25 protein-coding genes are annotated in these 22,634 nt (G+C 28.3%); 11 read left to right on the forward strand and 14 right to left on the reverse strand.

The features are described 5' to 3' along the window. Nucleotides 1-37 precede the first annotated feature (37 nt). The 4 genes from hisS to nadC form a co-directional block, all read right to left on the reverse strand. Nucleotides 38-1,408: a histidine--tRNA ligase gene (gene hisS, locus Lupro_RS03455; RefSeq protein WP_068206290.1), complete on the reverse strand. Its 1,371-nt coding sequence runs from the start codon at nt 1,406-1,408 to the stop codon at nt 38-40. Nucleotides 1,409-1,473: 65 nt separating this feature from the next. Continuing rightward, the gene (gene kdsB / locus Lupro_RS03460; protein ID WP_068206292.1) at nt 1,474-2,217 is read right to left on the reverse strand and encodes a 3-deoxy-manno-octulosonate cytidylyltransferase; all 744 of its coding nucleotides are present in this window, start codon (nt 2,215-2,217) and stop codon (nt 1,474-1,476) included. Then, entirely contained in the window at nt 2,214-3,149 is a 936-nt protein-coding gene (locus Lupro_RS03465; protein ID WP_068206295.1) for a YihY/virulence factor BrkB family protein, read from the reverse strand. Before Lupro_RS03465 ends, kdsB begins: the two co-directional genes overlap by 4 nt. Continuing rightward, nucleotides 3,149-4,006, reverse strand: a complete 858-nt coding sequence (gene nadC / locus Lupro_RS03470; RefSeq protein WP_068206296.1) for a carboxylating nicotinate-nucleotide diphosphorylase — start codon at nt 4,004-4,006, stop codon at nt 3,149-3,151. The genes Lupro_RS03465 and nadC overlap by 1 nt, the downstream gene beginning before the upstream one ends. A gap of 75 nt (nt 4,007-4,081) precedes the next feature. On the opposite strand from nadC, the gene rlmH reads away from it, so the two are divergent. Genes rlmH through Lupro_RS03495 form a run of 5 tightly spaced genes read left to right on the forward strand, consistent with a single transcriptional unit; the run spans nt 4,082 to nt 8,007 of the window. Further along, nucleotides 4,082-4,555 (forward strand): 23S rRNA (pseudouridine(1915)-N(3))-methyltransferase RlmH, encoded by a 474-nt coding sequence (gene rlmH / locus Lupro_RS03475; RefSeq protein ID WP_068206298.1) that lies wholly within the window; start codon nt 4,082-4,084, stop codon nt 4,553-4,555. Then, nucleotides 4,548-5,132, forward strand: a complete 585-nt coding sequence (locus tag Lupro_RS03480) for a non-canonical purine NTP diphosphatase (protein WP_068206300.1) — start codon at nt 4,548-4,550, stop codon at nt 5,130-5,132. Before rlmH ends, Lupro_RS03480 begins: the two co-directional genes overlap by 8 nt. Further along, nucleotides 5,132-6,163, forward strand: coding sequence for a FecCD family ABC transporter permease (locus tag Lupro_RS03485; protein WP_068211411.1), 1,032 nt, complete (start codon nt 5,132-5,134; stop codon nt 6,161-6,163). Before Lupro_RS03480 ends, Lupro_RS03485 begins: the two co-directional genes overlap by 1 nt. Beyond that, nucleotides 6,164-6,961: an ABC transporter ATP-binding protein gene (locus tag Lupro_RS03490; protein WP_068206302.1), complete on the forward strand. Its 798-nt coding sequence runs from the start codon at nt 6,164-6,166 to the stop codon at nt 6,959-6,961. It abuts the gene before it with no gap. Between the two features lie 32 nt (nt 6,962-6,993). Then, nucleotides 6,994-8,007: a M28 family metallopeptidase gene (locus Lupro_RS03495; RefSeq protein WP_068206303.1), complete on the forward strand. Its 1,014-nt coding sequence runs from the start codon at nt 6,994-6,996 to the stop codon at nt 8,005-8,007. 51 nt (nt 8,008-8,058) lie between these two features. Here Lupro_RS03495 and holA read toward each other — a convergent pair whose 3' ends face one another. Then, nucleotides 8,059-9,063, reverse strand: coding sequence for a DNA polymerase III subunit delta (gene holA / locus Lupro_RS03500; protein WP_068206304.1), 1,005 nt, complete (start codon nt 9,061-9,063; stop codon nt 8,059-8,061). Nucleotides 9,064-9,092: 29 nt separating this feature from the next. On the opposite strand from holA, the gene Lupro_RS03505 reads away from it, so the two are divergent. The 4 genes from Lupro_RS03505 to Lupro_RS03520 are packed head-to-tail and all read left to right on the forward strand — an operon-like array spanning nt 9,093 to nt 12,357. Beyond that, nucleotides 9,093-9,539, forward strand: a complete 447-nt coding sequence (locus tag Lupro_RS03505) for a type I restriction enzyme HsdR N-terminal domain-containing protein (RefSeq protein ID WP_068206306.1) — start codon at nt 9,093-9,095, stop codon at nt 9,537-9,539. Between the two features lie 3 nt (nt 9,540-9,542). Continuing rightward, on the forward strand, nt 9,543-10,805 hold the full coding sequence (locus Lupro_RS03510) for an alpha/beta fold hydrolase (protein ID WP_068206308.1): 1,263 nt from the start codon (nt 9,543-9,545) through the stop codon (nt 10,803-10,805). Further along, the gene (locus Lupro_RS03515) at nt 10,805-11,365 is read left to right on the forward strand and encodes a hypothetical protein (protein ID WP_068206311.1); all 561 of its coding nucleotides are present in this window, start codon (nt 10,805-10,807) and stop codon (nt 11,363-11,365) included. Before Lupro_RS03510 ends, Lupro_RS03515 begins: the two co-directional genes overlap by 1 nt. Further along, nucleotides 11,362-12,357 (forward strand): glycosyltransferase family 2 protein, encoded by a 996-nt coding sequence (locus Lupro_RS03520; RefSeq protein WP_068206313.1) that lies wholly within the window; start codon nt 11,362-11,364, stop codon nt 12,355-12,357. The genes Lupro_RS03515 and Lupro_RS03520 overlap by 4 nt, the downstream gene beginning before the upstream one ends. A 17-nt stretch (nt 12,358-12,374) precedes the next feature. Here Lupro_RS03520 and Lupro_RS03525 read toward each other — a convergent pair whose 3' ends face one another. The 8 genes from Lupro_RS03525 to nusB all read right to left on the reverse strand — a co-directional run bounded on the left by Lupro_RS03525 (nt 12,375) and on the right by nusB (nt 18,863). Continuing rightward, nucleotides 12,375-12,992, reverse strand: a complete 618-nt coding sequence (locus Lupro_RS03525) for an L-threonylcarbamoyladenylate synthase (protein WP_068206315.1) — start codon at nt 12,990-12,992, stop codon at nt 12,375-12,377. Between the two features lie 71 nt (nt 12,993-13,063). Next, the gene (locus Lupro_RS03530) at nt 13,064-13,759 is read right to left on the reverse strand and encodes a response regulator transcription factor (protein WP_068206317.1); all 696 of its coding nucleotides are present in this window, start codon (nt 13,757-13,759) and stop codon (nt 13,064-13,066) included. Nucleotides 13,760-13,772: 13 nt separating this feature from the next. Continuing rightward, the gene (locus Lupro_RS03535; protein ID WP_068206319.1) at nt 13,773-15,341 is read right to left on the reverse strand and encodes a sensor histidine kinase; all 1,569 of its coding nucleotides are present in this window, start codon (nt 15,339-15,341) and stop codon (nt 13,773-13,775) included. A gap of 92 nt (nt 15,342-15,433) precedes the next feature. After that, nucleotides 15,434-16,024 carry a dephospho-CoA kinase gene (gene coaE, locus Lupro_RS03540; RefSeq protein WP_068206321.1) on the reverse strand — a complete coding sequence of 197 codons (591 nt, stop codon included), beginning with the start codon at nt 16,022-16,024 and terminating at the stop codon, nt 15,434-15,436. Nucleotides 16,025-16,048: 24 nt separating this feature from the next. Beyond that, on the reverse strand, nt 16,049-17,017 hold the full coding sequence (locus Lupro_RS03545; protein WP_068206323.1) for a CdaR family protein: 969 nt from the start codon (nt 17,015-17,017) through the stop codon (nt 16,049-16,051). Between the two features lie 71 nt (nt 17,018-17,088). Continuing rightward, on the reverse strand, nt 17,089-17,409 hold the full coding sequence (yajC, locus tag Lupro_RS03550; protein WP_068206330.1) for a preprotein translocase subunit YajC: 321 nt from the start codon (nt 17,407-17,409) through the stop codon (nt 17,089-17,091). 25 nt (nt 17,410-17,434) lie between these two features. Beyond that, nucleotides 17,435-17,890, reverse strand: coding sequence for a DUF1573 domain-containing protein (locus tag Lupro_RS03555; protein ID WP_068206332.1), 456 nt, complete (start codon nt 17,888-17,890; stop codon nt 17,435-17,437). Nucleotides 17,891-17,924: 34 nt separating this feature from the next. Next, a complete protein-coding gene (nusB, locus tag Lupro_RS03560; protein WP_068206334.1) occupies nt 17,925-18,863 on the reverse strand; it encodes a transcription antitermination factor NusB in 939 nt (312 codons plus the stop codon). 177 nt (nt 18,864-19,040) lie between these two features. Here nusB and Lupro_RS03565 point away from each other — a divergent pair, with 177 nt between their 5' ends. Further along, nucleotides 19,041-20,795, forward strand: coding sequence for an ABC transporter ATP-binding protein (locus Lupro_RS03565; RefSeq protein WP_068206337.1), 1,755 nt, complete (start codon nt 19,041-19,043; stop codon nt 20,793-20,795). An 82-nt stretch (nt 20,796-20,877) separates the two neighbouring features. Further along, a complete protein-coding gene (locus Lupro_RS03570) occupies nt 20,878-21,243 on the forward strand; it encodes a PUR family DNA/RNA-binding protein (RefSeq protein WP_068206339.1) in 366 nt (121 codons plus the stop codon). 75 nt (nt 21,244-21,318) lie between these two features. Here Lupro_RS03570 and sucC read toward each other — a convergent pair whose 3' ends face one another. Further along, entirely contained in the window at nt 21,319-22,512 is a 1,194-nt protein-coding gene (gene sucC, locus Lupro_RS03575; RefSeq protein WP_068206341.1) for an ADP-forming succinate--CoA ligase subunit beta, read from the reverse strand. Nucleotides 22,513-22,634: the final 122 nt, after the last annotated feature.

Here is a 22,634-nt window from a genome sequence, read left to right on the forward strand (position 1 = left end):
CTATTTAGCCTGTAAATTTACAACTTACTTTTTAAAGTTATGCTGTGATTTTTAGTAATTCTTCCAAAGTACAAACTTTTTGTTTACCTGTTTGCATATTTTTCAATGTATAATTACCATTATTAATCTCATTTTCACCAACAATTACCACAAAAGGTATTTTTCTTTTGTTCGCATAATTTAGTTGTTTTTTCATTTTAGAACTATCAGGGTACAATTCTGATTTAATTCCTTTATTTCTAAGGCCAATCAAAGCTTTCATACAATAAGCGGCTTCCAATTCACCAAAATTTATAAATAGTACTTTTGGCTTTGGTAGTGCTACTTCATCAAATAAATGTAATTCTTCCAATACTAAATAAATTCGGTCTAATCCAAAAGAAATACCTACACCACTCATATCATGCAATCCAAAAATCCCTGTCAAATCATCATATCTTCCTCCACCTCCAATAGACCCCATTTTTACACCTTCTGGTGCTATAACTTCATAAATAGCACCTGTATAATAATTCAGCCCTCTTGCTAAAGTAACATCTAATTCTAAGGTGGCAGATTGCAATCCTAAAGATTCAATATTAGCAATCACAAATCTCAAATCTTCAACACCTTGCATTCCTTCTTCAGATGCTTCTAATAAATTTTGTAGCTGATTTAATTTATCTTGGTTACTTCCATTAAATTGAAACAATGGTTGTACTTTATGAATAGCTTCTTCTGAAATTCCTTTTGACAACATTTCTTTAGTTACTCCCTCGGCTCCAATTTTATCTAATTTATCAAGAGCAACCGTAAAATCAATCAATTTATCTTTTGCACCAATTATTTCAGTAATACCGGCTAATATTTTTCGGTTATTGAGTTTAATAGTCGTTCCTATTAATTTTAACTTACTAAAAACGGCATCATATAGTTGTACAAATTCTACTTCTTGCCATAAACTTTGGCTTCCAACCACATCTGCATCGCACTGATAAAATTCTCTAAATCGTCCTTTTTGCGGTCTATCTGCACGCCAAACTGGTTGCATTTGATAGCGTTTAAAAGGAAAAACCAACTCGTTTTGATGTTGTACAACATACCGTGCAAAAGGTACTGTTAAATCGTAACGCAATGCTTTTTCTGAAATTTTTGTAGTTACTTTTAAACTATCTTTAGATGCTATTAAATCATCATCCACTTTCTTTAAATAATCTCCCGAATTTAATATTTTAAAAATAAGTCTATCTCCTTCTTCGCCATATTTACCCATCAATGTTTCAGACTTTTCAAAGGATGGAGTTTCAATAGGTTGAAAACCATACACTTCAAACACTTGTTTAATTGTTGAAAAAATATAATTCCTTTTCGCTACTTCAGTTGGTGAAAAATCACGTGTTCCTTTTGGTATGCTTGGTTTTTGTGCCATTTTAAAAAATTAGTTTGCAAATATCCGAAATTAAAAAAACTAATTAAAGCTTTTCTTGGTTGTTTCTACTGCATGTTTTCATTTAACTTAAATATTCTATTTGCTTTTTCTAAATCTTCAGGTGTATCAATTCCAATAGCAGTATAATTAGTTGCTATCATTTTCACTTTTAATCCGTTAGCTAAAAAACGAAGGTTCTCTAATTTTTCTGTTTTCTCCAACTTATTCATTGGTAATTTAGTAAATTTTAATAAAGCTTTTTTTCTAAAAGCATAAATTCCTATATGTTTAAAATAAGTTGCTTCCAATTTTTCTCTTGGAAATGGTATTGGAGAACGTGAAAAATATAGTGCAAAACTATTTTCATCAACAACTACTTTTACATTGTTTGGGTTTTTAATTTCTTCTTCCTCTTCAATTTTCAGCATTAAAGAAGCAATATCAATTACTTTATCTGTATCTAGTTTAAAAACTTCTAGCAGTTCAAATAACGACTCTGTTTGCGTAAAAGGCTCATCTCCCTGAACATTAACAACAATATCAACATCCATATCTTCAACAGCTTCAGCAATTCTATCACTTCCAGATTTGTGTTCCTTTTTGCTTTTTATTGCCTTACCTCCTTTTGAAGTTATTTCATTAAAAATTAGTTCACTATCTGTTACAACATATACTTCATCAAATAGGCCCGTGTTTTTTGTGGCTTCATAGGTTCTTAAAATAACTGTTTTCCCTGCTAAGTCTTTCATTAATTTACCTGGGAAACGACTAGCTTCATATCTTGCAGGAATCATTGCAACTATTTTCATTGATTTATTTTTTTAAAATGTGATTTCCTTAAACGATTTATGCTAGCATTTAGTTCAAACCCTAATAATAATATGATTGAATTTATCCAAACAAATAACATAAGAACTAGTAGGGTTCCTATAGAACCATATAATTTATTATAGGTTGCAAATTTTAGTACGTAAATAGCAAACACCTTAAACATTACTAGGGTAAGCAATGTTGTTAAAATTGATCCTGGGGCAAAAAAGGCATGGTTTTTTACTTCTTTTGTTCCATACTTGTACAATAGAGATACTGAAACAAAAATTAATATTACAAAAAACAGAAACCGACCTTTTTCAATCCAAAAAACCTCATCTTCAAGCCATCCATTTGACTTTAAATCGTTTATTCCTATTTCAAAATAGATACTTACCGCAACGGTTAAAACCAAAATAAACGACAATAAAATTGCCATTCCCATAGCAATAAAATACTGGCGTAAAATATTACGCATTTCGGTAACATGGTACGAATATTCAAAACCTCCTAAAATGGCATTTACGCCGTTAGTCATTAAAAAAACAGAAGCAATAAATCCAAATGAAAGTAATCCTCCATATCTATTATTAGCAATATCTGCAATTACTTCTTGCACAGAATTAGCTGTGTTGGGAGGTAATAATTGCTCAATCATAAATAAAAAATCCTTTTGAAATCCTTCAATTGGCACATAAGGAATTAACGTCAAAATAAAGAGTAAAAAAGGGAATAACGCCATAAAAAAACTAAATGCTATTCCTCCTGCTCTAGAGGTTAAAGCTCCTTTTACAATTCCAATAACGTACATTTCAATAACGTCGTACAAAGACATGCCGTGCAAACCGGGTATTTTTATTTTTTTTACCAATCTTACAATCCAATTTACAATTGGAATTTTATCTAAGCTCTCTTCAATTTTTTTTGTCATTAAACTGCTTTTAAACTTAAATCCATATTATACACTGAATGCGTTAAAGCTCCTGAAGAAATATAATCTACTCCACAATCGGCATATTTACGTGCTGTTTCCAATGTTATTCCTCCTGAAGATTCTGTTAAACATTTATTACCTATCATTTTAACAGCTTTTCGAGTATCATCATAGTTAAAGTTATCAATTAAAATTCTATAAATAGTGTTAGATTTTAATATTTCTTCAATTTCTTTCAAACTTCGTGCTTCAACAATAATTTTTAAATCGAGATGGTTTTCTTTTAAGTAACGTTGTGTTTTATGAATTGCTTTTGTAATACCACCAGCAAAATCTATGTGATTATCTTTTAGCATAATCATATCATACAACGCAAACCTATGATTTTCACCTCCTCCAATTTTAACCGCCCATTTTTCAATAGCCCTAATACCTGGAGTTGTTTTTCTGGTATCTAAAATCTTAGTTTTGGTTCCTTTAAGTAAATTCGCAAACTTATTGGTTTTTGTTGCTATAGCACTCATACGCTGCATAGCATTTAACACTAAACGCTCTGCCTTTAAAATAGATAGCGAACTACCTGACACATAAAAAACAACATCACCATATTTCACCTCTTCCCCATCATTAATTAAAGTTTCAATCTCCAAATTTATATCTACATATTTAAAAATTTTCTTTGCAAATTCAACGCCAGCAATTATACCAGCTTCTTTTACTAATAATTTTGCTTTTCCTTGTGCACTTTCTGGAATGCAAGCTAATGAACTATAATCTCCGCCTCCAACATCTTCTCTAATAGCATTTGAGATTATAATGTTTAGTTCTTTTTCAAATTGTTTTTTGCTAATCATTTTATGCTATTTTATAACAAAAATAACTTTTTTATTTTCAAAAAATTCATCTTTATTTCTTTTTATATTTACCAAATGAAAATTAAATTGTTAAGCATAGGTAAAACCGATGATAAAAATTTACAACTTTTGATAGAAAACTATCAAAAAAGATTAAAACATTATATTAAATTTGAACTTGAAATTATTCCAGACATTAAAAATGTTAAAAATTTAAGTGAATCTCAACAAAAAGAGAAAGAAGGTGAACTAATTTTAAAAAAAATAAGTTCAACAGATGTTTTAATATTGTTAGATGAGAAAGGGAAAGAATTTCGTTCCATAGCATTTTCAAAATTCCTTCAACAAAAAATGAATTCAGGTATAAAACAATTGGTATTTGTTATTGGTGGACCTTATGGTTTTTCAGAAACTATTTATAAAAAGGCGCAAGGAAAAATAGCTTTGTCAAAAATGACATTTTCACATCAAATGATTCGGTTATTTATTGTTGAACAAATTTATAGAGCATTTACCATTTTAAAAAACGAACCCTATCATCATGAATAAACTAAAACTTGTTTTTGCTACAAACAATTTAAACAAACTAAAAGAAGTTCAGGCAATACTTACCAATTTTAAAATTGTTAGTTTAGCCGATATTCATTGTTTTGAAGATATTCCTGAAACTGCTAAAACACTTGAAGGAAATGCAATTATAAAGGCAAATTTTATCACAAAAAAATATGGATTAAACTGTTTTGCCGATGATACTGGCTTGGAAGTTGAAGCATTAAATAATGAGCCTGGAGTTTACTCAGCACGTTATGCAGGTAACGAAAATAACGCTAATGATAATATGGAAAAATTATTAAAAAATCTTAAAGATAGCGCAAATAGAAATGCCCAGTTTAGAACTGCAATAGCATTAAATATTCATGGAAAACAACATTTATTTGAAGGAGTTTGTAAAGGAACCATATTAAAAGAAAAAAAAGGAGAAAGTGGCTTTGGCTATGATCCTATTTTTATGCCAAATGGCTATAACAAATCATTTGCAGAGATGAGTTTAACTGAAAAAGGCACGATAAGTCATAGAGGTAAGGCAATGAAAAAATTAATAACCTTTTTAGCTGAGCATTCTTGATAAATCCAATAAAATCATATAGAACTATTTTTGTATTGTTAACTTTAGCATTACTCCTAACTATCTTTATAAATATTAGTTTAGGTTCAGTTTCAATACCTTTAAAACAAATTTTTCTATCATTTTACACAGGTGAAGTAGAAAAAGAATCTTGGAAATCTATTGTTTTAAACTACCGGCTACCTAAGGCAATCACAGCTATTATTGTTGGATCTGGCTTATCAATTAGTGGCTTATTAATGCAAACTCTTTTTAGAAATCCGCTTGCAGGACCTTTTGTTTTAGGAATAAGCTCTGGCGCAAGTTTAGGGGTTGCAATTTTAATTTTAGGAGCCTCTTTTTTAGGAGTAACTATTACAACTTATGCATTTACAAATTGGGGAATGGCAATTGCTGCTAGTTTAGGTGCTTTCTTAGTACTCTCTGCTGTAATGTTAGCTGCAGTTAAGGTTAGAAACACCATGTCAATATTAATTATAGGATTAATGTTTGGTAGTTTAACTGCCGCTATTATTAGTGTATTGGCCTATTTTAGCAGTGCTAGTCAATTACAACAATATTTATTTTGGAGTTTTGGAAGTTTAGGAAATCTTAGCTGGGCAGAAATTAATGCTCTGTTAGTTGTATTTTTAATTGGAGTTCTATTGGTTACTCTTATTATAAAGCCCTTAAACAGCCTGCTTTTAGGTGAAAATTATGCAAAAAGTATGGGTGTAAATGTAAAACAAACTCGTAATTTAACATTAATTTCAACCAGTTTATTAACAGGAGTTATTACTGCTTTTTCTGGGCCTATAGCATTTATAGGCTTAGCAGTTCCTCATTTAACAAAATTAATGTTTCATACATCAAATCATAAAATATTATTACCTGCTGTTGCAATTAGCGGTGCAATTATTATGTTAATTTGCGATAGCATTGCCCAATTGCCAAATAGTGAATATACACTTCCTATTAATGCTATTACTTCATTATTTGGAGCGCCCATAATTATTTGGTTATTGATAAGAAAACGTAAAATAAATTATTAATTGAAAGTAGAAAGTAAACATATTATTAAAACCAACAATTTAAGTATTGGATACACTTCAAGAAAAGAAGTAAATACCATAGCTTCAAACCTCAATATTCAATTAAAGAAAGGAAATTTAGTGTGTTTACTGGGTAAAAACGGCATAGGTAAATCTACCTTATTAAGAACGCTAACAAAGGTACAACCCGCTTTAAATGGTGAAATTTTTATTAACAATCAAAACCTAAATACGTTAAACAATCTCAACTTATCAAAATCCCTCAGTTTAGTTTTAACTGAACGATTGCCTGAAAGCAATTTATCTGTTTTTGAATTGGTAGCTCTTGGAAGGCAACCATATACAAATTGGGTTGGAAAATTAACAGACAATGACTTGCAATTTATAAATACTGCCCTTGAACAAACAAACACAACCCACTTAATACACTCAAGGTATTATGAACTAAGTGATGGTCAATTGCAAAAAGTGTTAATAGCTAGAGCATTAGCTCAAAACACCGATTTAATTATTCTAGACGAGCCAACCGCACATTTAGATTTGCACCATACCCTTGAAACTTTTACACTGTTAAAAAAATTAGCAGTAAACTTTAACAAAACAATTATAGTATCTACTCATGAAATTAACTTAGCATTACAATTGGCTGATGAATTGTGGCTAATGACTCCTTCAAATTTTGTTTCAGGAAAAACAAATACGCTAATAGCTAATAATTATGTAAATCAACTTTTTGATTCAAATTTAATTCATTTTAACAAAACATTAAAGCAGTTCACCATTTCTAACTCTCAATAATTTTAATATATTTGAGTGTTTAAATTCTTTCAATGAAAAATTTATTACTATTCATTTTATCAACAGTATTTTTAAGTTGTGGAAGTAATTATAGTATTTCCAGTTCTTCTATTATTACAGGAAAAATAGCCACTAAATATGCAAACACTATAACTTCTAACGATTTAAAAAAACTTTTATATACGGTTGCTTCTGATGAATTTAAAGGTAGAGAAACTGGTGAGTTAGGTCAAAAAAAAGCTGCTGAATTTTTAAAAAATTTTTATATAGCGCATGCTATCAAATCTCCGTACGGCGGAAATGATTATTTTCAAGCAATTCCTACTGAGCATCTAAAACTAGGTATAAATCCTTCAGAAAATGTAGTGGCTTTTATTAAAGGAAACGAGAAGCCTCATGAAATTATTATACTCTCTGCTCACTATGACCATCTTGGAGTGAAAAATGGTAAAACATATTATGGAGCCGATGATGATGGTTCTGGAACTGTTGCCATTTTAGAAATTGCTGAAGCATTTCAAAAAGCAGCTGAAGAAGGAAATAAACCAAAAAGGTCTATATTGTTTTTACATGTTACGGGTGAAGAAAAAGGATTGTTAGGCTCTAAATATTATACGAATTTTCCTATTTTTCCGTTAAAAAATACGGTAGTAGACTTAAATATAGATATGATTGGACGTGTTGATACAATTCACACATTTAGTCCTAATTATATTTATTTAATAGGTTCAAACAAATTGAGTACAGCGCTTCATCAATTATCAGAAGAAATAAATAATAAGTTTACAAAATTAAATTTAGACTACACGTATAATAGTGACGACGACCCTAACCGCTTCTATTATAGATCTGACCATTACAGCTTTGCTAAAAACAACATCCCTATAATTTTCTATTTTAATGGAACGCATAAAGACTATCATAAAGCCTCTGATACACCTGATAAAATTAACTATGAACTATTAGCAAAACGAACTCAGCTTATTTTTTATACAGCTTGGGAATTAGCAAACAGAAATACTCGAATTAAAGTTGATAAGCAATAGTTTAGTACAATATTGGAAGCTAAAATTACAAACTTTTAAATTCTAAAAATATTAATGAATTATTTTAAAAATTAGTTCTTTTAAAATATCTCCACTTGGTAGTGCATTTGCTCCTACTCCTTTACTTTTGAGGTCTGCTTCACGTAAAAAAGCAATAACCTGAGATGTTTTACGCATTGGATAGTTTTTTGCAGCGGTAATATAATCAGAAACAAAAAAAGGGTTTATTTTTAAAGCTCTGGCAACACTGCTTTTAGATTTATCTTTTATGCTATGATAAACTAATATTTGTGTAAATAAACTATTCAGCAAAGAGATTGTAACAACCATAGGATTTGCTTTTTGGTTTTGAGCAAAATAATTAATAATCATATTTGCTTTATAAACATTGCGCTCACCTACAGCTTTTCTCAACTCAAAATTGTTATAATCTTTACTAATTCCTATGTTTTCTTCAATATCTTTAGGTGTAATTACTGAATTTTTAGGTAAAACAACCATTAACTTATTAAGTTCATTACTTATTTTACTTAAATTATTACCTAAAAATTCCACCAACATTAATGTAGCCTTAGATTCTATTTGATATTTTTTACCAGATAAAACACGCCTAATCCAATCAGCAACCTGATTTTCATAAAGCTTTTTACTTTCATATACCAACCCGTTTTTTTGAATGGCTTTGTACAACTTTTTACGTTTATCAATAGTTTTATACTTATAGCAAATAACTAAAATCGTTGATGGTTGTGGGTTTTCTACATACGAAACCAATTTTTCAATTGTTCTTGATAAGTCTTGCGCTTCTTTAACAATAACCACTTGACGCTCTGCCATCATTGGAAAACGTTTGGCATTGTCTATAATTTCTTCAATAGTAACATCTCTTCCATATAAAACCATTTGGTTAAAGCCCTTCTCCTCTTCAGTAAGCACATTATTTTCAATAAATTCTGAAATTTTATCAATATAATACGGTTCTTCACCCATTAAAAAATAAACAGGTTTGATATTTCTATTTTCAATATCAGAAACTATTTTAGCAACGTCACTCATTTATAAAAAAAAATTAGCATTTTTGTTAAATGCATTTACTGAATTTACCAACTTATAAATTCAAAATCAAAAATACCAAAAATAAGTACACTATTTTTGATATTGTGAGAAAAAAATATGTGAGTTTAACTCCTGAAGAATGGGTACGTCAACACTTTATTCATTTTTTGGTTAAAGAAAAAAAGTATCCTATTTCATTAATAGCTATTGAAAAGCAACTAACAATCAACAACTTAACAAAAAGAACAGATATTTTAGTTTTTAACGTGGAAGGAACTCCAGAAATAATTGTAGAATGTAAAGCACCTTCAATTAAAATTACACAACACACCTTTGATCAAATTGCTCGCTATAACTTAAAATTAAATGCAAACTACTTAATAGTTTCAAATGGATTAAAACACTATTATTGTAAAATGGATTTTTTTAAAGAAGAATATGTATTTTTAAACTCCATTCCTAATTATAACGAATAAGAAATGAAGAAGAGTTATTTCAAAAAAATAGTGGCTGTTTTACTATTAATTATTGTTGGTGTATTTTTAATTCCAGCCCCTAAAACCAATTTTTTTAGCATTTATACAACTAATGATAAACCTGCTATAGATTTAAAGAAATTTCAAGAAAAACCAACAAAAGAAATTATTATTAATGGTATAAAATGGATTTACTATTCTGGTGGAAAAGGTGCTAAAACCATTCTTTTTTCACATGGAATGGGTGGTGCTTATGATTTATGGTGGCAACAAGTAGCCGAATTTGAAAAAGATTACAATGTAATAACCTATACCCTTCCCGAAGAAATTAATACACTTGAAAAAGCATCAAATGGTATTTTAAAAATTTTAGAAACTGAAAACATTAACCATTTTTATGCCGTTGGAACTTCCATGGGTGGCTACATTACACAGTATTTAGTATCCATTATTCCTGAACGTATAGAAAAAGCAGTTTTTGGAAATACATTTCCTCCAAATAACTTAATAGCGAAAGAAAATGCAACAAAAAGTAAGGTAATACCTTATTTGCCTGAAATATTAATAGCTAAATTAGCAACAGAAAAAATAAATAATGAGCTAGTTCCTGCTGCAAAAAACAATGAATTATTAAAAGCTTTTTTACCAAGTTTGCCCTTTAGTAAAAAACAATTTATGAATAGATATTATGTTGTTATTGATAATTTTACAGCTTCTCCATCTAATTATAGTGTTAAACGTATTCCTAAATTAATTATTGAATCTGATAACGATCCACTTATTCAACCTGAATTACGCAAAAAAATAAAAGAGCTCTATAAGGATGCTGACGTATATACTTTTCATAATGAAGGACATTTCCCATATATAAATGCATCTGAAGAATTTAATAACGTATTACGTAATTTTTTAAACAAAAAAAATGAATTTTTAGCGATAGAAAAAACAATAACCAATTATTTTGAAGGAAGAAAAAATGCAAATATAAAACAATTGCAAAGTGCCTTTTCTACGAATGCCAGTTTATATACCAGTTTAAATGGTAACGAAATAGTAATTCCTTTAACGGCGTATTTAAACAAAGTTAAAACAGATGGATTTCAAGAAGTTAAAACCGTAATATTAGATGGAGACATCACGGGTAGTATTGCAAATTTTAAGACTAAATTTGTATATTCTAAAAAATCTTATACAGACTATTTAATACTTTTAAGTACCCAAAATGGGTGGAAAATTAGTAGTAAAACGTTTACACAAACCAATTAATGAAGCATTTTTATACCTTTTTAACAAAGTTTGCTACAAAACGAAATATTAGTATAGGATTATTTTTAATTGTTCTATTTAATGTTATTTTACTCCCTAAGTTTCCTGAATTAATTTCAGCTATAGAAATTGACATAAAATCCATTTTAGACTTAAAATTTTCATATTCAACAGATGTAGCTTATACTTTATTTGAAAATCTTGGAGAGCAAGGAAGAAATGCCTATAAATTATCTGAACTATTTATTGATTTTCCGTATGCAATTATTTATGGTTTTACATATGCATTTATTATTTTAACATTATTTAAAATTAATAATTTAGAAAGGTTTAATATAGTAAGCTTAACGCCTTTTTTAATTAGTTGGTTTGATATTTTAGAAAATACTGGAATTATAGTAATGCTTTCAAAATATCCAACAAAACTCAATACTATTTGTTCATTAACATCTACTTTTACGTCATTAAAATGGATTTTTGCAGTAATTACATTTGTAATAGTTTTAACAAGCCTAATCTATTTAATTATATTAAAATCTAAACTAAGAATAAAGAATTGAAAACAGCTGTTGTTATTTTAAACTGGAATGGTAAACAATTATTGGAAAAATTTATTCCTTCAATTGTAAAATACAGCAATTTGCCTAATGTAGAAATAGTTATTGCAGACAATGCCTCTACAGATGATTCTATAAAATTTATTGAAGAAAATTACCCTGAAATTAAAATTGTAAAAAACAACAATAATGGCGGCTATGCCAAAGGGTATAATGATGCTTTACAACATGTGAATGCAGATGTTTTTGCTTTGGTAAATTCAGACATTGAAGTTACTAAAAACTGGTTAAATTCAATTATTACTACTTTTAAAAATGAACCTAAAACAGCTATTATTCAACCTAAAATATTAGATTATAAAGATAAATCTAAGTTTGAATATGCCGGTGCAGCAGGCGGATTTATAGATAAATTTGGATATCCATATTGCAGAGGAAGAATTTTCTCAGATCTAGAGACAGATAACAAACAATATGATGACATTATTGATATATTTTGGGCGTCTGGAGCTTGCTTTTTTATTCGTTCTGAAGTTTTTCATGAGTTAAAAGGTTTTGATGAAGATTATTTTGCACATCAAGAAGAGATAGACTTGTGTTGGCGAGCAAAAAACATTCAAAAAACTATTAAATATGTTGGTAGTTCAACCGTATATCACGTTGGAGGAGCTACTTTGAAGGAAGAAAGCCCGCATAAAACTTTTTTAAATTTTAGAAATAGTCTATTCTCACTTGTGAAAAATGTACCGAAAGACAACCTGTTTTTAATCATTTTTTCACGATTACTACTTGATGGCATTGCAGGTGTTAAATTTTTAATTGAGTTACGTCCTAAACATACCATTGCAATAATTAAAGCACATTTTAGCTTTTACTTTTATTTAACTAAAATGATAGCAAAAAGAAAAGGGTTTCAACAAACTAATTATTATGCAATTAGAAGTATTGTTTGGAAGTACTTTGTACAAAGAAAAAAAACTTTTAAAGACCTTTAATTTCAGTTATCACGACGTTAAAAATCAATGCTTCCTTTTCCTTCACGAAGAACTGTTATTTCACCATCAGACAAATCAATAATTGTAGAAGGAATATTACCGCCGTAACCTCCATCAATTACAATATCAACCCTAGATTCCCATTTTTCAAAAATTAATTCAGGATCTGTAGTATATTCTATTAAATCATCTTCGTCATAAATAGATGTAGATACAATTGGATTTCCTAATTTTTTAACCAACTCTCTAATAATCATATTATCAGGTATTCTAATTCCTACTGTTTTTTTATTTTTAAAAGCTTTAGGTAAATTATTATTTCCTGGTAAAATAAATGTATAAGGCCCTGGTAAAGTCTTTTTTAATATTTTATAGGTTGGAGTATCAATTTGTTTAACATAGTCTGAAAGGTTACTTAAATCATAACAAATAAATGAAAAATTGGCTTTATCCAATTTTATATTTTTAATTTTTGCGATTTTGCTCATAGCTTTCGCGTTGGTAATATCACAACCAACACCATAAACCGTATCTGTAGGATAAATAATTAACCCTCCTTTTTTTAAAATTGCTACAACTTTATCTATTTCACGTTCGTTAGGGTTTTCTTCATAAATTTTTACAAATTGTGCCATTTTACCTTTTAATTTTAAAGTAAAGATACATTTTTGGCATAAAAAAACCTGCAAAAGCAGGTTTAAATTTTCTATTTTTCAATAAGCCTAAATCCTTCTCCGTGAATATTAATTATTTCAACGTTTTCATCTAATTTTAAATATTTACGCAGTTTTGCAATATAAACATCCATACTTCGTGAAGTAAAATAATTATCATCACGCCAAATTTTGGTCAGCGCTAATTCTCTTGGCATCAAATCATTTTTATGCTGTGTAAGCATTTTTAATAATTTGCTTTCTTTAGGTGATAATTTTTGAGGTTCGCCTCCTTTATATGATAAATGTCTGAGTTTTGAATTAAAATTAAAATCTCCAATTTTAAACTCAAATACTTCTTCCTCTTTATTTTTCTCTCCTTCTTTACGTTGCATAATTGCTTTAATCTTATATAACAAAACTTCAGAATCAAAAGGTTTATTTAAATAATCATCAGCCCCTACCTGATACCCTTTTAACACATCTTCTCTCATAGTTTTTGCTGTTAAAAATATAATTGGTATATCTGCATTGGTACTTCTAATATCTTTAGCCAATGAAAAACCATCTTTTCTAGGCATCATTACGTCTAAAATACACAAGTCGTAATCATCATTTTTAAACATGATAAGCCCTTCCAACCCATCAATTGCAAGTGTAACATTGTAATCATTCAATGTTAAGTAATCTTTTAAAACTGTACCAAAATTTGGATCATCCTCTACTAATAAAATTCTTTTGTTTTCCATTATTCTTAAATTTTTAAATCAAGGGTAATTTTATGGTAAAAGTGCTTCCTATTCCTTTTTCACTTTCAACAGAAATTTCACCTTGATGAATTTCAATTATTTTTTTTACGTATGAAAGTCCTAAACCATGTCCTTTCACATTATGAATATTTCCTCTTTCTTCTCTATAAAACTTTTTAAAAATATTTTTTTGAACACTTTTGCTCATTCCAATACCATTATCTTTAACTCTAATAATAATACTTTTATTTGTGTTTTCAGTTGAAATATTAATTTTAGGAACTCCTTTAGAGTATTTTATAGCATTATCTAACATGTTAACGATTACATTCGTAAGATGAAACTCATTCGCTAATATTTCAGTATCGTATGCTTTTAAATCTAATTTAACATAACCTCCTTTATCTTTTATTAATAAATCAACGTGTGTTACAGCCTCTTCTAATATGTCGTGAATATCTACTTTTTCCTTACTAACATCTAATTGATTTTTCTCTAATTTAGAAATTCTCAATACATTTTCAACCTGTGCGTGCATGCGTTTATTCTCATCTCTAATCATTTTTACATAACGCAACACCTTTTCTTGATTACTTATTATTTTTGGATTTTTTATAGCATCTAGTGCTAAATTAATGGTTGCAATTGGTGTTTTAAATTCATGCGTCATATTATTTATAAAATCTGTTTTTATCTCAGAAATTTGCTTTTGTTTTACCAATTGATACAAGGCACTAACAAAAGCTAAAATTATAATGAGAATAAAAAAAGCAGAAAGTGTTAATATTTTATAAATTGAAGATAGTATGAAATTTTTCTTTTCAGGAAATGTTACATATAGCTGAAAATTACTATTTCCATCTTCATCGGCAAACATGGGCACTTTATAACTTTTACCTGCTTCTTTTCTAAAATAACCAGATTTTACTTGTGTTGCTAATCCGTTACTGTAAATTCCATATTTAAAATCGGTATCAATTCCCCTACTTTTTAGTTCATTATTTAATCTGTAGGAAATTTCTTTATTACTAACTCTTTTATGAATGGGCAATCTACTTGTATAAACATCAAATTGACGTTCTAAATATGATTTTTGAGCTCCTTCAAATCTTCCTACTTTAATATAGCGCTCTTCAGGAGGATTGATTCCATTATAATCTTTATCAAAATTTTGATCCTTTACAATTACAATCTCTTCTTTACTAAAAATTTCTTTAAAGTTTATGGTATCATTTTCAAAGAACTCAGTTGGCACTTTATAGTTTTGTTCAATTATACTTTGAGAATAGGTAAATTTTTCATTATTCGTTGTATCAATTTTTTCATAAATAAACTTTCGAATATCCGATGCTTTAAATTTCTCACCTTCTCTATAAATTTCTGATAATTTTAAATAAAAATCTTCAAATTCTCGCTGTTTAATATCTTCTGAAACTTTTGCAAGTGCAAATCTCACATTAGAAGTAAATTGCGCTTCAGTAATTTGTATGGTGTTTTTTATCCAAAAAACTTGAACAGAAATAATACCTATTAAAGCAATACTCATTAAAACAATAATGAGTATAAACACCTTCTTTCCCATTGTTCAAAATTAAACTTTTAATAGTAATTATGTTAAAATTTAACGTAAGTTAACAATAAATTCAACATTTTAACATTTTTTTAAGATATTTTTTAAGATTCAGGTATTGCAGCTATTAAGTCATAAATTGTAGAAACTTGAATTGTTGTACTCTTTAATTTATGATTTCTAATAACAAAATTAGATTTCTTCATCTTAAAATCATCTTCAAACTGATTTTTCATTCTGTCTAAAACTTGTTGCTTAGATACTCCATCACGCTTCATAATTCTATTCATTTTATCTTCAAAATTTGCAATAACAGTAATTATTAAATCACACATTTTACTACTGCCACTTTCAAATAGGATTGCTGACTCATAAATCACAAGATTTGTCTTACATTTTTTTACAAATTCAGCAAAATGTTCTTGTACTTTAGGATGAACCAATTTATTTAACTCTTCTAATTTATTTTTATCTTTAAAAACAATAGAAGATATATATTTTCTATTTAATTCATTATTTATATATGCTTTGCTACCAAATAATGCTATAAGCTGTTTTATTAGTTCTTTATTTGTGTGCATCAATTTTTTGGCTTCTACATCTGCTATATAAACTGTAGCGCCAAGATTACTAAACAATTGTAAAACTGTACTTTTACCACTTCCAATTCCTCCTGTTAAGCCTATTATTTTCATTGATAAAATTTTAAAAGAATCGTTTTATTTTTGAATTAAAAATTCAATCTGACTTGGATTGATTTTTATAGAAGAAATTAAATCACTTTTTTGTTTAATTATTGGTGTTAAATATTGTAATAACGTATCATTTTCATATTGTTTATAGTCATAAACAACTACAAAACTATTTTTTGTTATTTTATTAAAGTTTGAAAGCCCTGCTTGGTAAATAACTTCAATTATATTAGGGAAAGTATTCATTTTAACACCTTCTGGTTTATTAATTATGGTAACAGGAATATTGAAACTTCCCTCGGTAAATTTATCTACATTGGCTTTAACTATAACCTTTGTTGTACTTAAAATAATATTCGTGTTTTTTGGTGGTAATTTTAAATCTATTTCTCTGTTAATATTTTTGTGTACATCACTTAATTGCAATAAGGTATTTGATAATTCTTTAATTGAATCAACATATTTTTCTGGACCAGTTATGGTTACAGAGTCTGGTATAATTTTTAAAGGTTCTGTTAAATTATATCCTAATTTGAATTTAATTTCTAACAGAAGATTTACTGGAACTTTCTTTGATTTATTTTTACCTAACTCTATAAATATGGTATCCTTCAAAACACTAACAACTTCTGTTTCTCCTGATAATTGAGAATTTAAATATGCTTTTTGCTGGTTTGGTACTAAAAAGTAATTTGGATTACCCTTAACTACATTGCTTAAATTAAAAGTAACTCTGTTTTTTTTTAACTTATATTTTAGCAATGAAAAACCTGGAGCTTTTAATACAATATTTACCTCTGAAGTAGGACTATTTTGCAATAACATCCCTGTAGGTATATTTTTATATTCAACGGCAAATACAGCTGTACTATTAGTTATTTTTGACAATTCAATTAACACCCAAATTATTGATGTAAGTAGTAGTATAAATAAAAATACTTTTACTTTCCTTTTATTTGTAATTGATATCCCTGAAGTTTTTACAACTAATTTCATTTTTTATAAATAAGTCTAAATATACAAAAAGTGAGCTTAACAGCTCACTTTTATTTTATATGTAACTATGCTTATTTTTTTTCTTTAGGTGCTTGTAACTTTTTACTAAGCTCCATTGAAATTGCTGATCGTTCAAATTTCATTTTCCCTGCTCCAGTTTCAATTATTACGGTATTATCACTATCTACGATATCTACAATTTTTCCGTGAATTCCACTTGTAGTAATTATTTTATTCCCTTTTGCAATAGAACTTTGAAATTTTTTTTCGTTTTTTTGTCGTTTCATTTGTGGTCGTATCATAAAAAAATAAATAACCACAAACATTAATAAAAAAGGAAGCATGGTTGACAATGTACTTCCATCTGTTTGTAAGAATATAACTGTATACATTTTGTTTTGTTTTGTTTTTAATTTATTATTTTTCTTTAGGTAAAACAGTTCCTTTAACTCTTAAAATCTCTGTTCCTTTTTCGGTATTGGTTGTAAGCGTAATAGATTTGTTATTGTTTCCTCTTTTTCCTCTTGAATTAAATGAAAATTTTAAAACAGCAGAATCTCCTGGTTTTATAGCTTCTTTAGGCCAAACCGGTACAGTACAACCACAAGATGCTTTTGCTTTTGTTATAACTAAATCAACTTTCCCTTTGTTATAAATTGTAAAATCACCTTTTACAATATCACCCTCAGTAATAGTACCAAACTCAAATGCTGGTTTATCAAATTCAATAATTGCTGATCCCAAACTAATTTTAGCATCTCTTTCTTTAGCGGTTTCTAAATTGGTTTCTTTAACTTTTGAAGTTGCATTTTCTTTACATGATATAACTGCTAAACCTAATATAGCAATATAAATTATTGTGATTTTTTTCATTTTTATTTCGTTTAATTTTTGTAAAAATATAAAATTATAATAATCCTCGCCCTATTTTATCTAATCTTTTTGACTCCGTAAAATCTTTCAAAATTTTATCTAACACTCCATTAATAAAAAAACTGCTTTTTTCTGTTGAATAGTCTTTCGCAATTTCAATGTATTCATTAATGGTTACACGAACTGGTATTGATGGGAATTTTAAAAACTCACAAATAGCCATTTTTATCAAAATCATATCTATTTCAGCAATACGATCGGTATCCCAGTTAGGTGTTTTATCTATAACTTCTTTTTCAAACTCAGTATGATTTAGTACAACTTTTCTAAATAAATCAACTACAAACGCCTTATCTCCTTCATCTTTATATAAATTGCCCAATCTAAAAGCTTCTGCTACATTTATTTGATTTAAGGTTTTAACTATCCATGTGTTTACAAAAGGAATATCATCAACCCAACTAATATTTTTGTCTTCAAAATAATCAGCCAATTTTTCATTTGGTGCAATTATTTCTTTAAATAATGCCACAACAAACTCTTTATCTTCCTGAAATGAAGATTTTTTAGAGTTCATATAAGTTGCATACGATTTGCTTTTTTTGGTGAGTTTTAATATTTCATGAACGTATTCATTGTCTAAGTTCCAATAATTTAATTTATTGGCTTCAATATAATTTTTTAATGAAACACTCTCCTCTAACAATTGAAAAATTTGATTTTCAATAAATTTTGTGTTTGGTTTTAATTCTTCAGGAGTTGCTAAAAACTTCTTCTGAGAAATTACAATATGCTTTTTTTCTAAATTTCTAACTTCAACTAATAAACGAAGCAACAATACGTATAAATCAAACATCTTGTCAATACTATTGTATAAAAATTTTTCTTCCTTATCGAGAACATCACTTTTAGATTGTAAGAATGCATAAACTGATTGCATTACCTTTACTCGAATATGTCTTCTATTTATCATTTAAAGAACTTTGATTTTTTTTGTGTTTTTAATAGCGCAAAAGTACTATTATTTTTCAGAAATAAAATGTTGTTTTCGTTTTTTTAAAGCAACGTTAAATCTATCACAAAATATTAAAATTAAAATTTTAATAATGTATATTCGTGCTTTTAAAATTAAAGTGCTTTTAAATACTTTATGAAAGCTTTACAATACTTAAATAAATACTTCTTAAAGTATAAATACCGACTGCTAACAGGGATAGTTATTACAATTTTCTCTAAAGTTTTAGCTTTACAGGTTCCTCAACTTATTAGAGAATCTGTGAATTTAGCCGAAAATTATAAAAATGGTATCGTAACCGATTTACCATTGGTAAAGGCTGACTTGTTAAATAACATACTTTTAATAGTTGGTGCTGCTTTACTTTCTGGTTTTTTTACTTTCTTAATGAGACAAACAATAATAGTTACCTCTCGTTTAATTGAGTTTGACTTGAAAAATGAAATTTATCAACAATACCAACGCTTATCCTTAAATTTTTACAAAAAAAATAAGACTGGTGATTTAATGAATCGTATTAGTGAAGATGTAAGCAAAGTACGTATGTATTTTGGCCCAGCCATTATGTACTCTATGAATATGTTGGTGCTATTTGTTGTTGCAATTATAAAAATGTATAACATTGATACAACATTAACTAATTATACTTTATTGCCGCTACCTATTTTATCTGTTTCCATTTATTTTTTAAGTAGAATTATAAATAAAAGAAGCACTATTGTTCAACAATACCTATCTAAGCTTACAACCAATGCCCAAGAAACTTTTTCAGGTATAAGTATTTTAAAATCTTATGGTATTGAAGATAAAGCAATGCAGGAATTCCAACATATTGCCAATACTTCAAAAGAAAAAAACATACATTTATTTAAAGCACAGGCATTATTTTTCCCTGCAATGATCCTACTTATTGGCCTAAGCAATATTTTAGTGATTTACATAGGTGGATTACGCTATATTGAAGGATCCATTTCATTAGGGGTAATTGCAGAATTTATTATGTATGTTAACATGTTAACGTGGCCAGTTGCTGTTGTTGGTTGGGTAACCTCAATGGTACAACAGGCTGAAGCTTCTCAAAAACGAATTAACGAATTTTTACAACAAGAGCCTGAAATTAAGAATAATTGCCTTACACCTTCAAAAATTGAAGGAAATATAGAATTTAGAAATGTATCCTTTACCTATGATGATACCAATATCACCGCCTTAAAAAATATAAGTTTTAAAATTGAGAAAGGAAAAACATTAGCCATTTTAGGTAATACTGGTTCTGGAAAATCTACCATTATAAATTTAATTGCACGTTTATACGATGTAAAATCTGGTGAAATACTTATTGATGGTAAAAATATTGAACAACTAAATTTAGATAATTTGCGTCAAAGCATTGGCTTTGTACCTCAAGAAGCTTTCCTATTTTCAGATACCATAAAAAACAATATTAAATTTGGTGATGAATCTGCATCTGACAGCAAAATTGAACAAGCTGCAAAAGACGCATATATACACCACAACATTATTGAATTTAATGAAGGGTATAACACCTATGTTGGCGAAAGAGGTGTTACACTATCTGGAGGGCAAAAGCAGCGTATATCTATTGCTAGAGCAATTATTAAAAATCCTAAAATATTAATTTTTGACGATTGTTTATCGGCTGTTGATACCGAGACAGAAGAAATAATTTTGAGTAATTTACATAAAATTAGTAAGGATAAAACAACCATTATAGTTAGCCATAGAATTTCATCAATAAAAAATGCCGATAGTATTATTGTACTTTCAAAAGGAAAAATAATTCAACAAGGCTCGCACAACGAGTTAGTTAATAAAAATGGTTATTATAAAGAACTTTACCAACAACAACTTTTAGAAAAAGAAATTTAAAAATAGTGAGATAAGTCAAATATTTTTATAGATTTGTGTATCAATCTAATTTATAAGATTAATTAAAAATAGAGAATTAATTATGGAAAAAGAACATTTAGAACAAGAAGAGATATTCTCACAGGTTCTTAGAGCAGGAAGAAGAACTTACTTTTTTGATGTAAGAGCAACAAAAGCAGAAGATTATTATTTAACCATTACTGAAAGTAAAAAATTCACACATGATGATGGATCTTTTCATTACAAAAAACACAAAATTTACTTATATAAAGAAGATTTTGCTGAATTTAATGAAATGTTGAAGGCCGCAACAGACTATATTTTAACTGAAAAGGGTGAAGAAGTAATCTCTGAGCGTCACCAAAAAGACTTTAAAAGACCTTCTGAAATTTCAGAAGAGAATAAAGGTACTGAAAGTTTTACTGATGTAAATTTTGAAGATATTTAAGAATTACTAGTTTACTAAAAACCATAAAAAAAACCGACTTATAGTCGGTTTTTTTATGGTAATAAAATTGTTGTTTTACTTTAAAACTTCTTTTACTTTATCTGCTGCTTCTTGAAATTCAGTTGCAGAAATAACATCTAAGCCACTTGCATCAATAAGCTCTTTAGCCTCTTTAGCATTGGTTCCTTGCAATCTTACAATAATTGGAATTTTAATAGCATCACCCATATTTTTATAAGCATCTATAATACCTTGTGCTACTCTATCACAACGTACAATACCTCCAAAAATATTTACTAAAATTGCTTTCACATTTGGATCTTTTAAAATAATTCTAAAAGCCGTTTCAACACGTTTAGCATCAGCAGTACCTCCAACATCTAAAAAATTTGCAGGCTCACCTCCAGATTGTTTAATTAAATCCATTGTACTCATTGCCAAACCAGCACCGTTAACCATACATCCTACATTTCCATCTAAATCTACATAATTTAAACCTGCGGCATTGGCTTCAACTTCAATCTCATTTTCTTCACGTAAATCACGTAATTGAGCTAAATCTTTGTGACGAAAAAGTGCACTATCATCTATAACAACTTTAGAATCAACCGCTAAAATTTTATTGTCAGAAGTTTTTAATACGGGATTAATTTCGAATAATGATGCATCAGACTTTACAAAGGCAGTATATAACGAAGTAACAAATTTTATCATTTCTTTTAAAGCGCCGCCTGAAAGACCTAAATTAAATGCTATTTTACGAGCTTGAAATGGTTGCAAACCAATTAAAGGGTCAATTTCTTCAGTAAAAATTAAATGAGGTGTTTTTTCTGCAACACCTTCAATATCCATACCTCCTTCAGTAGAATACATTACCATATTTCTACCTGTAGCTCTATTTAAAAGTACAGACATATAATACTCTTCTGGCTCATTTTCTCCAGGATAATAAACATCTTCTGCAATCAACACTTGATTCACTTTTTTACCTTGAGGAGGTGTTTGAGGTGTTTTTAACATCATTCCAATAATGTTTTCTGAAATTGTACTCACTTCATCTAAACTTTTAGCAAGTTTAACTCCTCCACCTTTTCCACGCCCACCTGCATGAATTTGTGCTTTTACAATCCACCAATCTGTACCAGTTTCTGTAGCTAATTGTTTTGCAGCTTCTACAGCTTTTTTATGATTATTAGCAACAATTCCCCGTTGTATTCTAACGCCAAAACTGTTTAACAATTCTTTTCCTTGATATTCGTGTAAATTCATCGTTATTTTATTTAAAGAAACCACAAAATTACATTTCTTAATTAAAATACACCTTGTTTTTTATATAAAATTTACAACAATTAATAATAGTTTTTGTCTTTAACATGAATTTAACAAATTTT

Source organism: Lutibacter profundi (assembly GCF_001543325.1).
In the GTDB taxonomy this organism is placed as follows: Bacteria; Bacteroidota; Bacteroidia; order Flavobacteriales; family Flavobacteriaceae; genus Lutibacter; species Lutibacter profundi.